This window comes from Pseudomonas sp. YeP6b, assembly GCF_025642995.1.
In the GTDB taxonomy this organism is placed as follows: Bacteria; Pseudomonadota; Gammaproteobacteria; order Pseudomonadales; family Pseudomonadaceae; genus Aquipseudomonas.
Genome location: NZ_CP080090.1, coordinates 5272847 through 5292115 on the forward strand (window position 1 = coordinate 5272847; position 19269 = coordinate 5292115).

Annotated in this window: 22 protein-coding genes; 1 reads left to right on the forward strand and 21 read right to left on the reverse strand. The window is 60.7% G+C overall.

Features of this window, described 5'->3' with window-relative positions:
- Positions 1 to 2: 2 nt before the first annotated feature.
- The 18 genes from KZH41_RS23765 to KZH41_RS23850 all read right to left on the reverse strand — a co-directional run bounded on the left by KZH41_RS23765 (position 3) and on the right by KZH41_RS23850 (position 15167).
- The gene (locus KZH41_RS23765) at positions 3 to 1004 is read right to left on the reverse strand and encodes an ADP-ribosylglycohydrolase family protein (protein WP_094952777.1); all 1002 of its coding nucleotides are present in this window, start codon (positions 1002 to 1004) and stop codon (positions 3 to 5) included.
- Complete coding sequence (locus KZH41_RS23770) at positions 1001 to 1714, reverse strand: GntR family transcriptional regulator (protein ID WP_094952776.1); 714 nt, start codon at positions 1712 to 1714, stop codon at positions 1001 to 1003. The genes KZH41_RS23765 and KZH41_RS23770 overlap by 4 nt, the downstream gene beginning before the upstream one ends.
- A gap of 70 nt (positions 1715 to 1784) precedes the next feature.
- The gene (locus KZH41_RS23775) at positions 1785 to 2345 is read right to left on the reverse strand and encodes a DUF1285 domain-containing protein (protein WP_094952775.1); all 561 of its coding nucleotides are present in this window, start codon (positions 2343 to 2345) and stop codon (positions 1785 to 1787) included.
- A gap of 16 nt (positions 2346 to 2361) precedes the next feature.
- On the reverse strand, positions 2362 to 2967 hold the full coding sequence (locus tag KZH41_RS23780) for a DUF4823 domain-containing protein (RefSeq protein WP_094952774.1): 606 nt from the start codon (positions 2965 to 2967) through the stop codon (positions 2362 to 2364).
- Between the two features lie 102 nt (positions 2968 to 3069).
- On the reverse strand, positions 3070 to 4038 hold the full coding sequence (locus KZH41_RS23785) for a GTP 3',8-cyclase MoaA (RefSeq protein ID WP_094952773.1): 969 nt from the start codon (positions 4036 to 4038) through the stop codon (positions 3070 to 3072).
- A gap of 139 nt (positions 4039 to 4177) precedes the next feature.
- Complete coding sequence (locus tag KZH41_RS23790; RefSeq protein WP_094952772.1) at positions 4178 to 4846, reverse strand: TetR/AcrR family transcriptional regulator; 669 nt, start codon at positions 4844 to 4846, stop codon at positions 4178 to 4180.
- Between the two features lie 445 nt (positions 4847 to 5291).
- On the reverse strand, positions 5292 to 6077 hold the full coding sequence (locus KZH41_RS23795; protein ID WP_094952771.1) for a TatD family hydrolase: 786 nt from the start codon (positions 6075 to 6077) through the stop codon (positions 5292 to 5294).
- Between the two features lie 77 nt (positions 6078 to 6154).
- Positions 6155 to 7144: a DNA polymerase III subunit delta' gene (locus KZH41_RS23800; protein ID WP_094952770.1), complete on the reverse strand. Its 990-nt coding sequence runs from the start codon at positions 7142 to 7144 to the stop codon at positions 6155 to 6157.
- Positions 7137 to 7769: a dTMP kinase gene (gene tmk / locus KZH41_RS23805; RefSeq protein ID WP_094952769.1), complete on the reverse strand. Its 633-nt coding sequence runs from the start codon at positions 7767 to 7769 to the stop codon at positions 7137 to 7139. The genes KZH41_RS23800 and tmk overlap by 8 nt, the downstream gene beginning before the upstream one ends.
- Before the next feature lie 19 nt (positions 7770 to 7788).
- Complete coding sequence (gene mltG, locus KZH41_RS23810) at positions 7789 to 8934, reverse strand: endolytic transglycosylase MltG (protein ID WP_263273852.1); 1146 nt, start codon at positions 8932 to 8934, stop codon at positions 7789 to 7791.
- Between the two features lies 1 nt (position 8935).
- The gene (gene pabC, locus KZH41_RS23815; RefSeq protein ID WP_263273853.1) at positions 8936 to 9751 is read right to left on the reverse strand and encodes an aminodeoxychorismate lyase; all 816 of its coding nucleotides are present in this window, start codon (positions 9749 to 9751) and stop codon (positions 8936 to 8938) included.
- On the reverse strand, positions 9751 to 10995 hold the full coding sequence (gene fabF / locus KZH41_RS23820) for a beta-ketoacyl-ACP synthase II (RefSeq protein WP_094952766.1): 1245 nt from the start codon (positions 10993 to 10995) through the stop codon (positions 9751 to 9753). The genes pabC and fabF overlap by 1 nt, the downstream gene beginning before the upstream one ends.
- 143 nt (positions 10996 to 11138) lie before the next feature.
- Positions 11139 to 11375, reverse strand: a complete 237-nt coding sequence (gene acpP, locus KZH41_RS23825) for an acyl carrier protein (protein ID WP_094468504.1) — start codon at positions 11373 to 11375, stop codon at positions 11139 to 11141.
- Between the two features lie 191 nt (positions 11376 to 11566).
- Positions 11567 to 12310 carry a 3-oxoacyl-ACP reductase FabG gene (gene fabG, locus KZH41_RS23830; RefSeq protein WP_015885432.1) on the reverse strand — a complete coding sequence of 248 codons (744 nt, stop codon included), beginning with the start codon at positions 12308 to 12310 and terminating at the stop codon, positions 11567 to 11569.
- Between the two features lie 32 nt (positions 12311 to 12342).
- Positions 12343 to 13281: an ACP S-malonyltransferase gene (gene fabD / locus KZH41_RS23835; RefSeq protein WP_094952765.1), complete on the reverse strand. Its 939-nt coding sequence runs from the start codon at positions 13279 to 13281 to the stop codon at positions 12343 to 12345.
- Positions 13282 to 13425: 144 nt separating this feature from the next.
- Complete coding sequence (gene plsX, locus KZH41_RS23840; protein WP_263273854.1) at positions 13426 to 14436, reverse strand: phosphate acyltransferase PlsX; 1011 nt, start codon at positions 14434 to 14436, stop codon at positions 13426 to 13428.
- A gap of 4 nt (positions 14437 to 14440) precedes the next feature.
- Positions 14441 to 14623 carry a 50S ribosomal protein L32 gene (gene rpmF / locus KZH41_RS23845; RefSeq protein ID WP_008152339.1) on the reverse strand — a complete coding sequence of 61 codons (183 nt, stop codon included), beginning with the start codon at positions 14621 to 14623 and terminating at the stop codon, positions 14441 to 14443.
- 13 nt (positions 14624 to 14636) lie between these two features.
- Entirely contained in the window at positions 14637 to 15167 is a 531-nt protein-coding gene (locus tag KZH41_RS23850) for a YceD family protein (protein WP_032886799.1), read from the reverse strand.
- Between the two features lie 105 nt (positions 15168 to 15272).
- Here KZH41_RS23850 and KZH41_RS23855 point away from each other — a divergent pair, with 105 nt between their 5' ends.
- Positions 15273 to 15851, forward strand: a complete 579-nt coding sequence (locus KZH41_RS23855) for a Maf family protein (RefSeq protein ID WP_094952763.1) — start codon at positions 15273 to 15275, stop codon at positions 15849 to 15851.
- 133 nt (positions 15852 to 15984) lie between these two features.
- Here KZH41_RS23855 and KZH41_RS23860 read toward each other — a convergent pair whose 3' ends face one another.
- The 3 genes from KZH41_RS23860 to rluC are packed head-to-tail and all read right to left on the reverse strand — an operon-like array spanning position 15985 to position 18598.
- A complete protein-coding gene (locus KZH41_RS23860; RefSeq protein WP_094952762.1) occupies positions 15985 to 16968 on the reverse strand; it encodes a S49 family peptidase in 984 nt (327 codons plus the stop codon).
- A gap of 21 nt (positions 16969 to 16989) precedes the next feature.
- Positions 16990 to 17652, reverse strand: coding sequence for an HAD-IA family hydrolase (locus tag KZH41_RS23865; protein ID WP_094952761.1), 663 nt, complete (start codon positions 17650 to 17652; stop codon positions 16990 to 16992).
- Positions 17639 to 18598, reverse strand: coding sequence for a 23S rRNA pseudouridine(955/2504/2580) synthase RluC (gene rluC, locus KZH41_RS23870; RefSeq protein WP_032886795.1), 960 nt, complete (start codon positions 18596 to 18598; stop codon positions 17639 to 17641). Before rluC ends, KZH41_RS23865 begins: the two co-directional genes overlap by 14 nt.
- Positions 18599 to 19269 lie beyond the last annotated feature (671 nt).

Consider the following 19269-nt stretch of genomic DNA (forward strand, 5'->3'; position numbering starts at 1 on the left):
GCTTATCGAATTTCGAGCAGCCCTTGCACCAGCGCCTGCAAATCCAGGCCATTGACCTGCTTGACCTGTTCAATCATCGCCTCAGGCCAGCACTGCATGCCTAAACACGCGCCCAACATCGCGCCGAGGATCGCGGCGATGGTGTCGGTGTCGCCGCCAAGGCTGGCGGCCAGGCACACGGCCTCAAAGGCATTCATCGCACCCACCGCCACTTGTTGCGCGAGGGCAAACGAGACCACTACCGATTCCTGGGACGCGACGGAGGTGCCGATCAATTCGTAGAGCAGGTCGGCAAACAAGGCCTTGTCGCCACTGCCGACGCTCAAGGTCCGTGCCCAACTGATTCGCGTGGAAATGCGTCCACCGGCAATCCAGTGGCCGTGGCGTTCGGCCTGCTGGGCAACCTGGGTGCCAATGTTGAGTGCTTCGCCCAGGTCCACGCCGTTGATGCCGGCCGAGACCACCGCGGCCACCGCCGCCGCACTGGAGATACCCAGCGTGGTGTTATGGGTGACCTGGCAGGCCTGAATCACGGCCTGGATAAACTGCGCCGGGTCGCTGACATCGGCGGCGATCCCCACGGGCGTGATACGCATCGCGGCGCCATTGGTGGTGCCGTAGCGCCCGGATTCTTCCGGGGTGTGGCCGGCGAGGATCATGTCGATGGCGCGCTTGGTCGATGGCCCGAGCAAATCCTGGGAGCCCTTGGCGCGCATCACCGCTTCCCAGTCGATCAGGCGTTGGGCGAGCACGGTCGGTTCGATCTTGCCCTTGCCTTCGACCAGCAACTCGCCGACCAGGATCGCCTGTTCAGTGTCATCGGTGATCGAACCGGCCGGCATATTCGGCGCAATCGGTTGGTCGCCATCGGCGTCCTCCAGGCCGGTGATGGCCCCGAAGCGCTGCTGCACCTGCTCGCGGCTCAAGGACTGGGTGGGCATGCCCAGAGCGTCGCCCAAGGCCAAGCCGTAGAAGGCGCCAAGCGCGCGATTTTCCGCGGTCATTTTGAAGCTCCAAACTGCAGATGCAGACGAAAGTGCAGAGGGTCGAGCAGGCTTTCGACGTACTCCATGAAGCGCTCGCGACGGTCGTAGGTGGTGCGCGAGGCCTTGAGAAATACCGTGCCGGCCGGACGGCCTAGCAACTCGGCGTCTTCGTCGCTCAGCGGCTCGGCGCCGATCCATTGGTCACCTTCGGCACCGATGTAGCCGTAGGCCGCCAGGGTGATGGTCAGGGAGTTGTCGATCAGGCCGACGCGGGGCAGGCTTTCCAGGCCACCGGTGGCGGGCATCAGCGAGCGCTCCAGCGACACGGCCGTGCCGTCAGTGGTGCGCCGACGGCGGTCGAGGGCGATGAACTGGTCGCTGCCGAAACGGCTGAACAGGTCCGGACGGGTCACGGCGTCCAGGCGCAGGATGTCGGTGGTCACCTGCGCGCCGGTGTCAGCCAAAGCCTGGGCCCAGCCGCTGCGTTGGTCGAGGACCATGCCGTCAAAGGTGACGATGGAACCTACGCCGCTCTGGGTGGCGATGTAGTTGCGGCGTTTGAGCTCAGCCAAGGCTTCGCGCAGGGTGCCACGGCTGACCGCGAATTCCTCGGCCAACTGATGCTCGCCCGGCAGCAGGAACCCGTCGGCCATCACTCCACCCTCGATACGGCGGATGAGCTCGTCGACGACGCGTTTTTTCTTATCAAATCGGACATGTCTAATCATGTACAAACTGATAACCGAAAGCGCCTAATGACAGCAAGCACATTATTTCAGGAGGATGAAAAAGCCGGCCTCAGGGTTCCAGGCCGATGCGGAAAAACTCACCGCCGCTCCAGACGCCCAGCCAGTTCTGACCGTTGATCGGACGGCTGACCGCAAGCTCCACCAGTTGGTAGAACACGTTGCGGTGCACGAGGGCTTCAAGGTTGGTGCGCACCCGCAGGTACGGCGCCGGTTCCTGGGTGACTGGGTCGATGACGACACGCAGCGGGTGTTCGAGGCCGGCTTCGATTTGATCGTCAACGTTGGTGCTGAAGCGCAGTACTTGGCTCTCGCCCTGCCCTTCGACCTCCAGGGTCACCGCGACAAACGGCGCATCATCGACGCTGATGCCGACCTTTTCCACGGGCGTGACCAGGAAGTAATCATCGCCATCGCGGCGGATGATGTTGGAGAACAGCTTGACCATCGACTTACGCCCGATCGGCGTGCCTTGGTAGAACCACGTGCCGTCGCGGGCGATGCGCATGTCGATGTTGCCGCAAAAATCCGGGTTCCACAGGTGTACCGGTGCCGGCCCCTTGCCCTTGGGCAGTTGGGCCAATAGGTCATTGGCCTTGGCGGAATCGGTCATCGGGCGCTCCTCTGGCTTACTGATTACTCATACCCAGCAGGCTCCGGGCGTACTGCGCCAGTGGGCGGGCAATCAGATCTTCTGGCTTGTTGTCGTGGAACGTCAGTAAACCGCCACGACTGCGAATACGTGCAGTATCAATCAAATACTGGGTGCTGGTCTCGATCAACATGATCTGAATGACGCCAGTGTCGATCCCGACGCGGTCCAGGGCCTGTTGATCGGTCCACTCGTCGGTATTGCCGATACGGTCATCGGCTGCCGCGAAGCGGCAATACAGCAGGTAATGCGCACCCGCCGCGCGGGCTTCGGACATGGCCTGTTCCAGGCCTTCAGGCTTGTGGGCGCGACGCACCATCGGGAAATATTCGACGAAACCGTTGAAGGCTTCCTCAGCCACCACGTTAGGGCGCGGATAGGCGCTGCCCGGCGGCACAAACACACCCTGGGCGATAAACACAAAAGAGTCCGGCTGTATGCGAATCGACGCGGTGCGGCGCGTATCACTGTGGTCCAGCAACCCGGCGTCGCTCATCTGATAGCGGGTGCCTTCGGCCATATCGCTGACGGTCATGCAACCACTCAGCGTCAATGACGCCAGCAACAAAACCAGACTTCGCATCCTAATCCTCCAGAAGCCGGTGACGGAAAACCGGCGAATGGGCGTGAGATGCAGAATCCGCGCCAGAGGAGCAGATATTAGCTACAAGCTTGAGACTCGGCGTCAGCCGCCAATGATTTTCATGATGGTCGCACCGCCGGAGAAGGCCACTTCCTGTTTGTCACCCAGGGCCTTCATCAACAAACCCTGCAAGGCCGGCAGCGCCTGGTGGCGCGGCTGGTCGAGCAGGTCGCCGACGTAGTGACGGTTGCTCGACGACAGGCAACCATGCAACCAACCCGTGGACGACAGCCGCAGCCGCGAACAGGTACGACAGAACGGCACGCTTTCGTTGGCTATCACACCAAAGAAGCCCTTGCCCGGCACTTCGTAGCGCACTGCCGTGGCGTCGACCGGCGCATTGGCTTGCAGGTATTCGTGGTGTTCGCCGATCAGGCTGAGCAGTTGCTGCAAGCTGACGAATTGCTGCAGGAACGCGTTGGAGTCCTTGGCCAGGTGGCCCATGCGCATCAGCTCGATAAAGCGCAGCTCGTAGCCACGCTCCAGGCAGTAGTCGAGCAGCGGCATGACCTGGTCGAGGTTCTGCCCGCGCAACGGCACCATGTTCACTTTGATCTTGATCCCGGCAGCGCGGGCCTGGTCCATGCCATCGAGCACGGTGGCCAGGTCGCCGCCACGGGCAATGGTGCGGAAGGCGTCGGCGTCCAGGGTGTCGAGGGAGACGTTGATGCGGCGGATGCCGGCCTCTACCAGCAATGGCAGCTTGCGTGCGAGCAATTGGCCGTTGGTGGTCAGGCTGATATCACTGAGGCCCATCCCACCCACCGCGCGCATGAAGGCTTCCAATTTAGGACTGACCAGCGGCTCGCCGCCAGTGATGCGCAGGCGCTCGATGCCCGCCGCTTCGATCAGATACGCCACGCCACGGGCCATGGCCTCGGCCGAGAGCTCGTCCTGGGCAGCCACCAGCCGCTTGCCGTTAGGCACGCAGTAGGTACACGCGTAATTGCAGGCTGAGGTCAGGCTGATCCGCAAATTGCGAAACCGCCTGCCTTGACGATCAACGATCATGGATCACTCCGGCAGAGGATTGTTCGGGCGCGCTAAAAGCTGACTTATAAATCAACTTTTAGCAAGGTCCTTGCCTGAGTATATTCCTGGGGTACTGCAACTGGCAGTAAATCATTGCGCCAGTAGTGTCGGGAACGGCTTAAGTCGCGGGGGTTTCGCCACTCTTGGGCTCAGCACTTGGCAGCTCGGCGCTGTGCTTACGCTTGTTGCCCATGCGCACGCCGATGTCCATCAGGAACTGGAAGAAGCCTTCCTGATCTTCCAGCACATTGCTCCAGAACGGCGAGTGGTACAGCGCCACGGCGCCATGCACCAAGGCCCAGGCAGCGCAGTAGTGGAAATACGGTGGCACGTCTTCAAGCTTGCCTTCGCTGATGCGGCCTTTGATCAACAGAGTCAGGCGCTCGAAGTTCGAGGCGCGGATCTTGTGCAGCTCCTCGACCATTTCCGGCACCTGATGGCCCTTGACCACCTTCTCTTCCAGGCGATCGAACAGGCGGTAACGCTGCGGGTCACGCATGCGGAACTCGAAGTAGGCCCGGGACAGGGCTTCCTTGTCCTTGTCGACATCGGCCGAATGCAGCAGCTCGTTCAAGTCGCGCTCGTAGTCGAGCATCAGGCGCAGGTAGATCTCGGCCTTAGATTTGAAATGCTTGTAGATCGTGCCTTTGCCGATACCCACGGCATCCGCAATCATCTCGACGGTGACGCTGTCTTCACCTTGTTCGAGGAACAACTTGAGTGCGGTGTCGAGAATTTCCTGCTCACGGCGGCGAAACTCACGGACCTTACGGGGTTCTTTTTGCATGAGGGAGAGGTCTGCAGAGGTGAATATTAGGAGGGTTGTGCATGGCCACGGCTACATGACGATACGATTTACCCAGTACGAGGGATTATCCCGACTGAACAGTCGTTGGGCAACGTCTATGTGAACCCGTCACGCACTTTAGCTTCAGCACGCCAACGATTTCATTGATATCAGTCAGAAACGAGACGTGCCCAAGGGCGCCGTGCACCTGCTCAATGAGAACTCAAGCGAAGCGCGCGTATTCCAAATCTGTTTAAAAAACGATCAGATGCGACTGGACTGAACGGGATACTGATCAATACTTGAACTGTCGACGTGACATCTCCCCCAAGTGACGCGTCGACCTGGGTACCGACGGACTGCGTACTCTTGTTTTACTCCTAATGGTCTTAGCCCGGATTCCCCCCCCAGAACCCGGGTTTTTTTTGCCTGCGATTAGGCCTTATCAGCCGGCAACGTGGGCGAGCGGGAACAGGCGCTTGAAGTTCTCGGTGGTCTGCTCGGCAAAGCGCTCGTAGGATTCGCCGCGCAGCATCGCCAGGTAATCCGCCACGTCCCGCACGTATTCCGGCAGGTTCGGCTTGCCACGATGGGGGATGGGCGCCAGGTACGGCGAATCGGTTTCCACCAGCAGGCGGTCGGCCGGCACCTGGCGCGCCACGTCACGCAGGGCGTCGGCGTTGCGGAAGGTGACGATACCCGACAGGGAAATGTAGAAGCCCAGGTCCAGCGCGGCCTTGGCCATGTCCCAGTCTTCGGTGAAGCAGTGCAGCACGCCAGCCTGTGGCAATGCGGCTTCGCGCAGCAGCGTGAGCGTGTCTGCGCGGGCGCCACGGGTGTGGACAATCACCGGCTTGCCGGTTTGCTGGGCGGCTTGCAGGTGCAGGCGGAAGGATGCCTGCTGTAATTGGGCGGCTTCGGGCTCGTAGTGGTAATCCAGGCCGGTTTCGCCAATCGCCACCACGCGTGGGTGGTTGAGTTCACCCAGTAGCCAATCCAGTGCCGGCGCTTCACCGGGTTTGAGATCCAGCGGGTGGATGCCCACCGAACAATCGACATCGGCATAACGATCAGCCAGCGCTTTGACGTCGGCGGCGTTCTCGGCGCTCACGCCGATGCACAGGAAGTGCCCTACTCCACGCTGGCGCGCCGCTTCAAGGGCAGCGTCAAGGGAGCCACCGTGCTGGGCAAGGTCGAGGCGATCAAGGTGGCAATGGGAATCTACGAGCATAGGAAGTTACAACTTAGTCCGGTAAAGGTGAACCACGGAACGTGTCTGGCCAACGATACAACCGTCGGCCACGGAAATTAACGCCGGCCGAGCAAGCCGACCCACTGCACCAGCAATGCTTCGAGCAACAGCACGCGGTTGAGGTTGGCTTTGCCCAGGACCTTCTGGCGCTGGGCCAGAATCCAGTCCTGGATGTTCAGCACTTTGTCTTGCGCGCTTTTCTGCGCGAGGTACTGCACCACCTTACGCATGTCCGGCAGGCCCAGGCCGCTTTCATCCTGGGTCAACTGGTAGCGCAGGATCAGGCTCGACCAGTCACAGAACCAGTCAAACAGCAGCAGCAACGGAATATCCTTCCAGGCGCTTTCGGCCAGTTGTGTCGCGGACAACTCCTGCTTGAGCAGCTTTTTCACGCCATCCACGACCAAAGCCCGTTGCTCGCGCACGCCTTGGGCTTGCAGCTTCACGGCCGCGAGCGGTGAACCTGCGGCCAGGATCAGCAGTTCAACCCGTTCGTCTTCGGAGCACTCCGGCAGCGCCTGCGCCAGCCACTGCAAGCTCATGGCTTCGCTAGGCAACGGGCAAGCCTGCTGCACGCAGCGGCTGCGAATGGTCGGTAACAAGCGGCTGGACTGGTGGCTGACCAGCAACAGCACGGTATCGCCCGACGGTTCTTCGAGGCTTTTGAGCAAGGCGTTGGCGGCATTGATGTTCATCGCCTCCACCGGCTCGATCAGCACCACCTTGCGCCCGCCCATCTGCGCGGTCTGCACCACAAAGCTGACGAGGTCACGCACCTGGTCGACCTTGATCGCCTTGTCGGCTTCCTCGGGTTCCAGCAGGTAGTTATCAGGGTGGCTGCCGGCCTTGAGCAGCAGGCAGGATTTGCAAGCACCGCAGGCTTCCAGACTGACCGGGCGCTGGCACAGCAGGCTGGCCATCAAGCGCTCGGCCAAGGCACGCTTGCCGATACCCGCCGGCCCATGCAGCAGATAGGCGTGGGCGTGCTGAGCACGGCCGGCCAGTTGCTGCCAGAGGCTGTCCTGCCACGGATAGGCTTCAGCCACGGGCACGCTCCAGCAGAGTCGGCAATAGGGCGTCGATGGCCTGCTGTACCTGCGTCAGGGGCTGGGACGCGTCCAACCGGTGATAACGCGCAGGCTCAGCCTCGGCACGCTGGAGGAACGCAGTGCGCACGGCGTCGAAGAAGACTTGGCCTTCCAGTTCGAAACGGTCCAGGCGCCCCCGGGCACTGGCGCGAGCCATGCCCACTTCCACCGGCAGATCGAACAACAGCGTCAGGTCAGGGCGCAATTCGCCCTGGACGAACGTTTCCAAGGTGGCGATGCGCGCCAGGGACAAGCCGCGGCCACCGCCTTGGTAGGCGTAGGTCGAATCGGTAAAACGGTCACAGATCACCACGGCGCCACGTGCCAGGGCTGGGCGGATCACTTCGGCCAGGTGCTGGGCGCGGGCGGCAAACACCAGCAGCAGCTCGGTGTCCGGGTTCATCTGTTCTTCACCTGGGGCCAGCAGCACTTCACGGATGCGCTCGGCCAGCGGCGTGCCGCCGGGCTCACGGGTCAACACCACCTCGACGCCCTGCGAACGCAAGCGCTCGGCCAGGTAATCGCGGTTGGTGCTTTTGCCGGCGCCTTCCGGGCCTTCCAGGGTAATAAACAAGCCAGTCACAGGCGGTCCTTAGTCAGAGTCATTGCGGGCTTTGCGGCGCGGCGGTGTCCCGCGCAGGCTCGGCGGGCGTTTCACCCGGTGCTTGCGCCAGTGCATCAGCAGGGGGCGACGCGTCTTCCGGTGGTTTCACCACTGGCGCCGGGCTGGAACGGTAATCGGCGCGGCGCTTGAGCTGAAACTCACGCACGGCGGCATTATGCGCATCCAGGTCATCGGAGAAAATATGGCTGCCATCGCCACGGGCGACGAAATACAGGCTGCTGCCCGGCACCGGGTTCAACGCGGCATGGATCGCCTCGCGGCCGACCATCGCGATCGGCGTCGGCGGCAAGCCGGCAACCATGTAGGTGTTGTAGGGGTTGGCTTCCTTGAGGTGCGCACGGGTCAGCTTGCCGTTGTAGCGTTCACCCAAGCCGTAGATCACCGTTGGGTCGGTTTGCAGCAGCATGCCGATCTTCATCCGCCGCACAAAGACGCCCGCGATCTGCCCGCGCTCTTGCGGCACGCCGGTCTCTTTCTCGACCAGGGAAGCCATGATCAGCGCTTGGTAAGGGTCGGTGTAGGGCGCATCAGCGGCGCGCTTGCTCCACTCTTGAGCGAGCACATCGTCCAGGCGGTTGTAGGCTTTTTTCAGGAATTCGACGTCGGTCATGCCGCGCACGAAGCGGTAGGTATCAGGAAAGAACCGCCCTTCGGGGAACACGCCAGGGTGGCCGAGCTTATCCATCACTTCGCTGTCGCTCAGGCCAGACAGGGTCTGCACGATCTTTTCATGCTTGGCCAGGGCCGATCGCACTTGGCGGAAGTTCCAGCCCTCCACCAACGTCAGGCTGTATTGCACCACTTCGCCGCGCTGCCACAGGCCGATCAGGCCTTCGGCGGTGAGGCCGGGGGTCATGCGGTATTCGCCGCTGTGCAGCGGCTGGCCGTCGAGGTTGAAACGCCAGTACAGGCGCAACCAGAAGGCATCATCGAGCACGCCTTCGGCTTCGAGGCGATTGAAAGTCCCCGTCGGGGTCGACCCCGCCGGTACATCGAGCAATTGTTCCTGGGTCAGATTCAGGGGCTGCTTCAAGGCAGAGTCAAGCTTCCAGGCCGAGAAGCCCAGCAGCAAGCCTGCCGAGACCAGGCCGATCTGCAGCAGTAAAACCAGTTTTCGTATCAACTCAAATATCCAATAGCGCGCGAACAATGGCCTGCAGTTTACGGGTGAGCGGCCCAACCGGCCAGCTCATCGCAGCACAGCCACGCACCGGCCAAATGCCATAGACGCTGTTGCAAACAAAAACCTCGTCGGCCTGCTGCAACTGCTCAAGGCTGATGTCGGCCACGTCCAGCGGCATGCCAAGTGCTTGAGCCTGGGCCAGAATCTCGGCGCGCATGACTCCGGCGACCCCGCAACGATTCAGATCGGCGGTCGTTAACACGCCGTTGCGCACCAGGAACAGGTTGCTGAACACGCCCTCGATGACGCGCCCGGACATATCCAGCATCAATCCTTCGGCGTGCTCAACGTCCTGCCACTCGGCGCGGGCGATCACTTGTTCCAGGCGATTAAGGTGCTTGAGACCGGCGAGCAACGGCTGCTCGGCCAAGCGGGTGGCGCACGGAAACAGGCGGATGCCGTCGGCTCCATACGCGGGGGGATAAGTAGCGGGCGGATTGCCCTGCAAGAGACGGCGCACCGGGGCGCCTGGGTTGATGCCATAACCGCGCAAGCTGTCGCCGCGGGTGAGGATCAATTTGAGAACACCGTCGCCAAGGGCGGCGGCATACGCCAGCACTTCGTTACGGACAAGCTTTGGGTCCGTAACCAAGGCTAGGCGCCTGCAACCCTCGTCAAGGCGTTGCAGGTGACGGTCGAGCAGCACAGGCTGCCCGGCCTTGACGGCGATGGTTTCAAACACCCCATCACCGTACGCCAGGCCGCGATCTTTCAGGGGCACGTTGTCCGCTGGCTGACCGTCGACCCAGCTGTGCATCACTGCGTGAACCGGCGGAACACCAGGGAACCGTTGGTGCCACCAAAACCGAACGAGTTGGAGATCACCACGTCGATCGGCATCGGCTGCGCTTCGTGAGGCACGAAGTTCAGGTCGCAGCCTTCGTCCGGCTCATCGAGGTTGATGGTCGGCGGAGCGACCTGATCCTTGATGGCCATCACACTGAAGATCGCCTCGACCGCGCCCGCCGCACCCAACAGGTGGCCGGTCATGGACTTGGTGGAGCTGACCGCCAGCTTATAGGCGTGCTCACCGAACACCGACTTGATGGCTTCGGCTTCCGCCAGGTCGCCGGTCATGGTCGAGGTGCCGTGGGCGTTGATGTACTGCACCTGGTCGGCGTTGACCTTCGCATCGCGCAAGGCGTTGGTGATGCAACGCGCAGCACCGGCACCGTCGGACGGTGGCGAGGTCATGTGGTAGGCATCACCGCTCATGCCAAAGCCGATCAGCTCCGCGTAGATCGTGGCACCACGCGCCTTGGCGTGCTCCAACTCTTCCAGTACCAGCGCACCGGCGCCGTCGGACAGTACAAAGCCGTCACGGCCCTTGTCCCACGGACGACTGGCACGGGTCGGCTCGTCGTTGCGCGTCGACAGCGCACGGGACGCGCCGAAGCCGCCCATGCCCAGGCCGCAGGCGGCCATCTCGGCGCCACCGGCGATCATCACGTCAGCTTCGTCATAGGCGATGTTGCGTGCTGCCATGCCGATGCAGTGCGTACCCGTGGTGCACGCCGTCGCAATGGCGTAGTTAGGCCCCTGTGCACCGAGGTGGATGGACAGGAAACCGGAAATCATATTGATGATCGAGCCCGGGACGAAGAACGGTGAAATTCGACGGGGGCCGGAATCGTGCAGCGTGCGGCTGGTTTCTTCGATATTGGTCAAACCGCCAATACCCGAACCCATGGCCACACCGATGCGCTCACGGTTGGCGTCGGTGACTTCCAGGCCGGCATTACGCACCGCCTGAAAACCGGCGGCCAGGCCGTATTGAATGAACAGGTCGAGTTTGCGGGACTCTTTGATCGAGAGATATTCCTCGACATTGAAGCCCTTTACCGAGCCGCCAAAACGGGTGGAATAGGCAGAAAGGTCCGTGTGTTCGATCAGACCGATACCACTGCGGCCAGCCAGAATGCCCTGCCAACTGCTTGGCACATCCGTACCCAGTGGCGACAACATACCCATACCGGTGACTACGACGCGTCTACGCGACACAGCACTCTCCTTTTTCTTGATGACGACACTTCGCTAGCGCTCACGCTTCATCAGACCAAAAGTCTCATCAGAGCTAAAGAAAAAACCGCACGCCGTTACAGCAGTGCGGTTTTTCCCTAACAGCAAGCGACGACTACAAACTATTACGCCTGGTGGTTCGTAACGTAGTCGATAGCAGCTTGAACAGTAGTGATTTTTTCAGCTTCTTCGTCCGGGATTTCGGTCTCGAATTCCTCTTCCAGAGCCATCACCAGCTCAACGGTGTCAAGGGAATCGGCACCCAGGTCTTCTACGAAGGAAGCAGTGTTGGTCACTTCTTCTTCTTTGACGCCCAGTTGCTCGGCAACGATTTTCTTGACGCGCTCTTCGATGGTGCTCATACCTTGTTTAACTCCTAATGGACAAATTCAGGCAGCTGGCCAGTGGGTAAGTGTATAGAAAGCCATTTCAGCTTTTCAACTGAAAGCTTCACCCTGTACCCGGTCCGCCACCTGCCTATAAATTAAGTTGCAGCTTTATAACGGATTTTAGACAGCTCGTATGACATTTTTTTGAAGCGATCCGTCACAATTTAACTCATGTACATCCCGCCGTTCACCGGGATTGTAGCCCCAGTCACGTATGCCGCACCGTCGGATGCCAGGAAAGTGACCACATTTGCGATCTCTTGAGCCTGGCCCAGACGGCCCAGCGGAATCTGCGTCAGCAGCGCTTCACGCTGTGCTTCGGGCAGTTCGCGGGTCATATCAGTGTCGATGAACCCTGGGGCCACCGAGTTGACCGTAATCGACCGCGAGCCGACTTCACGGGCCAATGCACGGCTGAAACCTTCCAGACCGGCTTTAGCCGCCGCGTAGTTTACTTGGCCTGCGTTGCCCATGGCACCCACTACGGAGCCAATATTGATAATTCGACCCCAACGCGCCTTGGTCATGCCACGCAAAACACCCTTGGACAGGCGAAACAGACTGTTCAAGTTGGTATCGACCACGTCGTACCACTCGTCGTCTTTCATGCGCATCATCAGGTTGTCGCGGGTAATACCGGCGTTGTTCACCAGAATAGCCGGCGCGCCGAACTGTGCAGTGATTTCAGCCAGGACAGCGGCAACCGACTCATCGCTGGTCACGTTCAGCTCAAGGCCGGTGCCCTGAACGCCGTTTTCCTTCAAGGTGGCGGCGATACGCTCGGCACCCGAGGCGGACGTGGCAGTGCCGATAACAACGGCGCCCTGACGGCCCAGTTCCAGGGCGATCGCCTGGCCAATGCCACGGCTGGCGCCGGTAACCAGTGCAACTTTACCTTGCAGACTCATGCAGGCTTCTCCTAAGTTCGGGGATCAGGGATTCAGGCCAGTGCCGCGCGAGCGGCAGCAAAGGCATCCGGGGTATTGAGGTTGGCAGTCGACACGCCGTCGGCGCAGCGCTTGTTCAAGCCAGCCAGGACTTTGCCCGGGCCACACTCGACAAGCGTGGTAGCGCCATTGGCGGCCAGGGTCTGCACTGACTCAACCCAGCGCACAGGCTTGTAGAGTTGCTCGAGCAGGTCGCGCTTGAGGGTGTCGAGGTCGGCGGCAACGGCCGCGCTAACGTTCTGCACCAGCGGGATCTGCGGCACCTGCCAGTTGATGGCGGCGATGGACTCGGCAAAACGCTCAGCGGCCGGGCGCATCAGCTCGCAGTGGGACGGCACGCTGACCGGCAATGGCAGGGCGCGCTTGGCGCCACGGGCCTTGCAGCCTTCGATGGCACGTTCAACCGCCGCCTTGGCACCGGCGATCACCACCTGGCCAGGGGAGTTGAAATTCACCGCGCTGACCACTTCGCCTTGGGCCGCTTCGGCGCAGGCTTCGATCACCACAGCATCGTCCAGGCCCAAGATAGCGGCCATGCCGCCCTGCCCGGCCGGCACGGCTTCCTGCATCAGTTGGCCACGACGCTCGACCAGCTTGACCGCTTCACCCAAGGTCAGGCTGCCTGCGGCCACCAGGGCGCTGTATTCGCCCAAGCTGTGACCGGCCACGTAAGCCGGGCGCGCGCCGCCTTCGGCCAGCCACAAGCGCCACAGGGCGATCGAAGCGGTCAGGATGGCCGGCTGAGTTTTATCGGTTTGATTGAGTTGCTCTTCCGGCCCCTGCTGGGTCAGCGCCCATAGGTCGTAACCCAGGGCATCGGAAGCTTCCTTGAAAGTTTCCAGGATCAGCGGATGTTGCGCGCCCAGCTCGGCCAACATGCCGAGGGACTGCGAACCCTGCCCTGGAAAGACGAATGCGAGGGATGTAGACATGTAACAAGCCCCTAATGATCTGGTCGTCAAAAATGCGCACTCCCGATTTTGAGATGAATCCAAGGTTGGGAGCGTACGAAACTGACAGATTGGATGGTCAATTGAACTGGCCGGTCACATTTAAGCACTCCCGGGCCGATTCGCCTAAGGCAACAAGTCCTCAAGACGGCCGTGCAAGCGTTGCGGCAGGTTTTCCTGGATCTCGATCAACGCCCGCGCAATCGCACTTTGAAAGCCCTGCACGCCCGCCGAACCGTGGCTTTTAACGACAATGCCCTGCAACCCCAGAAAGCTCGCACCGTTGTGCCGCGCTGGCGCCAGGTCAGCCTGCAAGCGACGCATCAACGGCAGCGCCAGGGCGCCGACCAGGCGTGAGGCCAGGTTCTGCTTGAACAAAGCCTCGATACGCGTGGCAATCATGGTCGCCAGGCCTTCGCTGGACTTGAGCAGGATATTGCCGACAAACCCGTCGCACACCACCACATCGGCTTCGCCCCGGTACAAGCCGTCACCTTCGACAAAGCCGATGTAGTTCAAGCCCCGCGCACCTTGCAACAAGGTGGCGGCGAGCTTGACCTGCTGGTTGCCCTTAATGTCCTCAGTGCCGATATTCAGCAACGCCACCCGCGGTCGGTTCACGCCCAGCGCCTCGGCAGCCACCGAGCCCATCACGGCGAACTGAAACAAATGCTCGGCACTGCAATCGACGTTCGCGCCCAGGTCCAGCAGTTGGCAGTAGCCTTTCTGCGTAGGAATCGCCGCGACCATCGCCGGCCGATCAATACCGGGCAACGTCTTGAGCACATGCCGCGACAACGCCATCAACGCCCCGGTATTGCCCGCACTGACACAGGCTTGCACCTTGCCATCACGCAGCAACTCAAGGGCCACCCGCATTGAAGAGTCAGGCTTGCCACGCAGGGCTGTCGCCGGCTTGTCGTCCATGCTGATGGTTTCGCTGGCCGGCGTAATCGTCAGGCGCGCGCGATCCACCGCCGGATGGCTGGCAATCAGTTCTTCAAGAAGGGAGAGTTGACCGACGAGGGTCAGGTGCAGCGAGGGCGTAGCAGCCAGGCTGGCAATGCAAGCCTGAACAATGCTGCGGGGACCGAAGTCCCCGCCCATTGCGTCAATCGCGATGACTTGAGCAGACAAGTGATTACTCGTCAGCGCCCTTGTCGATCACTTTACGGCCACGGTATACGCCTTCTGGCGATACGTGGTGACGCAGGTGAATTTCACCGGTGGTTTTTTCTACAGACAGAGTGCTCGCCGTCAGGGCGTCGTGCGAACGACGCATGTCACGGGCAGAGCGGGATTTTTTGTTCTGCTGAACAGCCATAATTGATTAACTCCTAAACGTTTGGGTCACGCTTTAACTGCGCCAATACACTGAACGGGTTGGACCGCGTTACCTCGTCCTCGCTCGGCTCGGCCTCGTCATCGAGACCCTCCGGCTGCTGGCATTCTTCCGGATGATGAGCAGGCACAATGGGCAAGGCGAGCAGAAGCTCTTCCTCGATCAGTGCATGCAGATCCAAAGGATCTTCGCCCAGTTCCAGCACGTCATAACCTTTCGGCAACGACTGGGTATTCGCACCCTCCTTCACCACAGCGTAACTGCATTCGCTGTGAATCGGCAGGGTGACCAGCTCAAGACAACGCTGGCAAACCATTTTGACTTCGGTGTCGATAAAACTGTGGATTACCACAGACTTACGTTCATCTCGTTCAAAAACGAATTTGGCCTGCACCGTACCGACAGTGTCGGAAAGCGGGTCGCAGAGTCTCTCCAAATCGGCCAGCAGCAATTCACCTTGAAGGGAAGTGCCACGATCTGCCAATTTGCGCGGGTCAACGTGAGGTGGAATCGGGTCATTCAACATAGGCGCAGCATTATAGGGATGCACCCAGCCATGTCAAAGGAAATTCAGCCCTGTGCGTCAGCGGGTCGCCTCGCTAGAATCTCCAACTGCCTTAAGGAGACGCCCATGCTGCCTTTATTACTCGCATCCAGCTCGGTTTACCGCCGGGAATTGCTGAGCCGCCTGCACCTGCCGTTCATCTGCAGCTCGCCGGACATCGACGAAAGCCACCGCGAAAATGAGTCCGCCATCGAGCTGGTCAAACGCCTGGCCGAAGAGAAAGCCCGCGCCCTTGCCCACAGCCATCCAAGGCATCTGATTATTGGCTCGGACCAGGTGGCCGCGCTCGACGGTCGGATCATCGGCAAGCCCCACACCTTCGAAAATGCCCGCGAACAATTGTTGGCAGCCAGCGGCAAGCGCGTGACCTTCCTCACCGGCCTGGCACTGCTTAACAGCGAGACCGGGCACTGCCAGGTCGACTGCGTGCCGTTTACCGTACACATGCGCGTATTGGACGTGGAGCGCATTGAGCGCTACCTGCGCGCCGAGCAGCCTTATGACTGTGCCGGCAGCTTCAAGGCTGAAGGGCTGGGCGTGAGCCTGTTTCAGAGCACTGAAGGGCCGGATGCCACCAGCCTCATAGGCTTACCACTGATTCGCCTAGTGGATATGTTGCTGGCTGAAGGCGTGCAGATCCCTTAAACCCACCACAAAACCAAATGTGGGAGCTGGCTTGCCTGCGATAGCGGTAGGCCAGCCGCTATAAATGCCAACTGACAAACCGCTATCGCGGGCAAGCCCGCTCCCACACTTGAAACTCTGCGCCTGCTGGATCTCAGCGCAAGGTCGGGCCCTGGAAGCCCATGTACAGGGCCAATTTCTCCGCCACGCTGGCGCCAAGCTTCTTGGAGAAGCGATCAAACGGCGACTCCTCAACCGAGAAATCCACCAATTCTTTCTCGCCAATCACATCCCGCGCCACCGAACTGGCACTGCCCAGGCCATCAATCAAACCCAGCGGCAACGCCTGCTCGCCCGACCACACCAGACCGGAGAACAACTCCGGATGGTCTTTGTCCTTCAGACGATCGCCGCGCCCCTGCTTCACGCTGGCGATGAACTGACGATGGGTGGTATCGAGTACGCCCTGCCAAAACTGGGTTTCATCAGCCTTTTGCGGCTGGAACGGGTCGAGGAAGGACTTGTGCTCGCCCGAGGTGTAGGTGCGACGCTCCACACCGAGCTTCTCCATGGTGCCGACAAAGCCGTAACCGGCCGCCGTCACACCGATGGAGCCGACCAGGCTGGCCTTATCGGCATAGATCTGGTCAGCGGCGCTGGCGATGTAATAGGCACCTGAGGCGCCGAGGTCGGAAATCACCGCGTAAAGCTTGGTATCCGGATGCAATGCGCGCAGACGGCGAATCTCGTCATACACATAGCCCGACTGCACAGGGCTGCCACCCGGGCTGTTGATGCGCAGAATAACGCCTTTGACCTTGGGGTCTTCAAACGCGGCGCGCAGGCTGCTGACGATATTGTCGGCACTGGCGGACTCCTTGTCGGCAATCACCCCGCGCACTTCGATCAAGGCGGTGTAGTTGCTGCCACGGGTGGCGCTTTTTTCCATGTCCATCAGCGGGCTGAACAGCGCCAGCATGCCGAGCAGGTAAACAAAGGTCAGCAGCTTGAAGAAAATCCCCCAACGCCGCGAACGACGCTGCTCCTGGACGCCGGCCAGGAGAGTCTTCTCCAGCAGCTTCCAGCTTTTGTCATCACCGCTCTCGGCCTTTTCGGGCGCTTTCCACTCGTCACTCATGCCATTAACCCCAGCAAAGACTTATTGGGCCCGGCTTAGCCAGGCCTGCAGTTCAGAAAAATGATCAATCGTCAGCCTCGGCTCGTACTGCTGCAAGGCCTCGGCAGCCTGGGCGCCGTAGCTGACCGCGACACTGTCCATGCCGGCATTGCGCGCCATCATCAGGTCGAAGGAGGCGTCGCCCACCATCAAGGCCTGGCGCGGCGCTACGCCGCAGTGCGCCAGGATCTGCTCCAGCATCAGAGGATGGGGTTTGCTGGCGGTTTCATCCGCTGCACGGGTGATGTCGAAATAATCTTCATAACCGTGAGCCTTCAGCACCCGGTCCAGCCCGCGACGGGCCTTACCGGTGGCCACGGCCAGGTGATAACCCTCGGCGCGGAACGCTTCCAGCGACTGCACTACACCGTCGAATAACGGCGAAGGCGTGGCCTCCAGCGCAATGTAGTGGTCAGCGTAATGGTCACGAAAGGTCACCAGTTCAGCGTCGCTGATCTGGGGGTACAAGGTACGTATCGCCTCAGGCAAGCCCAGGCCGATAATGCCTTTCACCGCCAGATCAGTGCACAACGCGAAGCCCGAACGGGTCGAGGCGACATGCATTGATTCAACGATCCGACCAATGGAATCACACAGGGTGCCGTCCCAGTCGAAGATCAGCAGCTTGTAATCAAGGTGCGACACTCAATCGCTCCACGGTCTTGGCCCACATCTCATCGACCGGCGCCTGCAGCTTCAACTCACCGCCATCCGGCAGTGGAACCGTCAGCATGTAGGCATGCAGGAACAGGCGCTTGCCGCCCAGGTCGCGGATTTCCTTGGAGAAATCCTCGTCACCGTATTTGGTATCGCCAGCAATGCAGTGGCCTGCGTGCAAGGTGTGCACGCGAATCTGGTGGGTGCGACCGGTCACCGGCTTGGCCTCGACCAGGGTGGCGAAATCGCCGAAGCGGCGCAGCACCTTGAACAGGGTCAGGGCTTCTTTGCCCTCCTCGTCCACTTCGACCATGCGTTCGCCGGAGCGCAGGTTGCTCTTCTGCAACGGCGCGCGAACGCTCTTGATCGAACTGGCCCAGTTGCCACGCACCAGCGCCATGTAGCGTTTGTCCACACCATCGCCACGCAGGGCGGTGTGCAGGTGACGCAACATGCTGCGCTTCTTGGCGATCATCAGCAGGCCGGAAGTGTCGCGGTCCAGGCGGTGGACCAGCTCCAGTTCCTTGGCATCCGGGCGCAACTGGCGGAAGGCTTCGATCACGCCGAACGTCAGGCCGCTGCCGCCGTGAACGGCAATGCCGCACGGCTTGTTGATCACGATCAGCTTGTTGTCTTCAAAGACAATCGAGGCTTCAAGGCGCTGCAACAGGCCTTGGGCCAGCGGCACGGGCTCGTCACGCTCAGGCACGCGCACCGGCGGCACGCGAACGATATCGCCCGCCTGCAGCTTGTACTCGGGCTTGATCCGGCCCTTGTTCACGCGCACTTCGCCTTTACGCAAGATGCGGTAAATCAGGGTCTTGGGCACGCCTTTGAGCCTGGCCAGGAGAAAATTGTCGATGCGTTGGCCGGCATATTCCGGCGAGACCTCGAGCAGCTGGACGCTGGGGGTCTGGGGGGCGGTAGTCGTCATGGCGGCGATGATAACAATTTTTTATGGAATTGAAGCACTTAATCATTGCTGCTATAGTCGCGAACGCCGCCAAAAGCGGCCTGGACAGAGGACTTGCGGCAAACTGCCGGCCCTGACCATCGCAATTCATCAGGACGCGAGGCCGTCCTACGGGGCTTTCGCCATCGTGAAAGGCTCGAGATTGTAACAAGCGCAGGTGACATGAGGCCTGAAGCGAGTGCAGAAAGCAGAGTGAATACTCGCGTTCTGCGCCGATATTTACGGCCAGTTCACAAAGTGCAGTCAGTCTTGAGCCAGACCATGGCGAATGCTTCGGAAACAACGCCTGTTAAGAGCTGAGTGAGAGCGCAGTCGCCCACACCTAGTCTTGTTTAGCCATGAGCGTGGACTCCCCATTGGAGAACACGGTAAATGCCAACCCGCTGCGGATTCTGCGCGCGGCAGCACCCGAATTATCAGGGATACGTGTAGGGTGGAGATGCACAACCGTCGGACCGTGTAGCACTAGGCTTATATTTAGACGCTTCATCTCGTCCACAGTCGCCGGTTGATTCCTCCTCCTGACCTTAGCTTTTGTTGAAGTGGTGCCTTTGTCACCACCGCTAACAAGCAGGACGCGTCCGTCGCGATACCGGCCCAATTGGCTCGTTATTGCTGGACACTGGAGTGGC

Excerpts from the sequence above, each read along its gene's own strand:
- KZH41_RS23850 (WP_032886799.1), bottom strand. The coding sequence starts at position 15,167 with ATGTTGAATGACCCGATTCCACCTCACGTTGACCCGCGCAAATTGGCA.
- fabD (WP_094952765.1), bottom strand. The coding sequence starts at position 13,281 with ATGTCTACATCCCTCGCATTCGTCTTTCCAGGGCAGGGTTCGCAGTCC.
- KZH41_RS23790 (WP_094952772.1), bottom strand. The coding sequence starts at position 4,846 with ATGCAAAAAGAACCCCGTAAGGTCCGTGAGTTTCGCCGCCGTGAGCAG.
- rpmF (WP_008152339.1), bottom strand. The coding sequence starts at position 14,623 with ATGGCTGTTCAGCAGAACAAAAAATCCCGCTCTGCCCGTGACATGCGT.
- KZH41_RS23770 (WP_094952776.1), bottom strand. The coding sequence starts at position 1,714 with ATGATTAGACATGTCCGATTTGATAAGAAAAAACGCGTCGTCGACGAG.
- acpP (WP_094468504.1), bottom strand. The coding sequence starts at position 11,375 with ATGAGCACCATCGAAGAGCGCGTCAAGAAAATCGTTGCCGAGCAACTG.
- pabC (WP_263273853.1), bottom strand. The coding sequence starts at position 9,751 with ATGCACAGCTGGGTCGACGGTCAGCCAGCGGACAACGTGCCCCTGAAA.
- fabG (WP_015885432.1), bottom strand. The coding sequence starts at position 12,310 with ATGAGTCTGCAAGGTAAAGTTGCACTGGTTACCGGCGCCAGCCGTGGC.
- KZH41_RS23775 (WP_094952775.1), bottom strand. The coding sequence starts at position 2,345 with ATGACCGATTCCGCCAAGGCCAATGACCTATTGGCCCAACTGCCCAAG.
- KZH41_RS23765 (WP_094952777.1), bottom strand. The coding sequence starts at position 1,004 with ATGACCGCGGAAAATCGCGCGCTTGGCGCCTTCTACGGCTTGGCCTTG.
- KZH41_RS23855 (WP_094952763.1), top strand. The coding sequence starts at position 15,273 with ATGCTGCCTTTATTACTCGCATCCAGCTCGGTTTACCGCCGGGAATTG.
- KZH41_RS23780 (WP_094952774.1), bottom strand. The coding sequence starts at position 2,967 with ATGCGAAGTCTGGTTTTGTTGCTGGCGTCATTGACGCTGAGTGGTTGC.
- KZH41_RS23785 (WP_094952773.1), bottom strand. The coding sequence starts at position 4,038 with ATGATCGTTGATCGTCAAGGCAGGCGGTTTCGCAATTTGCGGATCAGC.
- KZH41_RS23860 (WP_094952762.1), bottom strand. The coding sequence starts at position 16,968 with ATGAGTGACGAGTGGAAAGCGCCCGAAAAGGCCGAGAGCGGTGATGAC.
- rluC (WP_032886795.1), bottom strand. The coding sequence starts at position 18,598 with ATGACGACTACCGCCCCCCAGACCCCCAGCGTCCAGCTGCTCGAGGTC.
- KZH41_RS23795 (WP_094952771.1), bottom strand. The coding sequence starts at position 6,077 with ATGCTCGTAGATTCCCATTGCCACCTTGATCGCCTCGACCTTGCCCAG.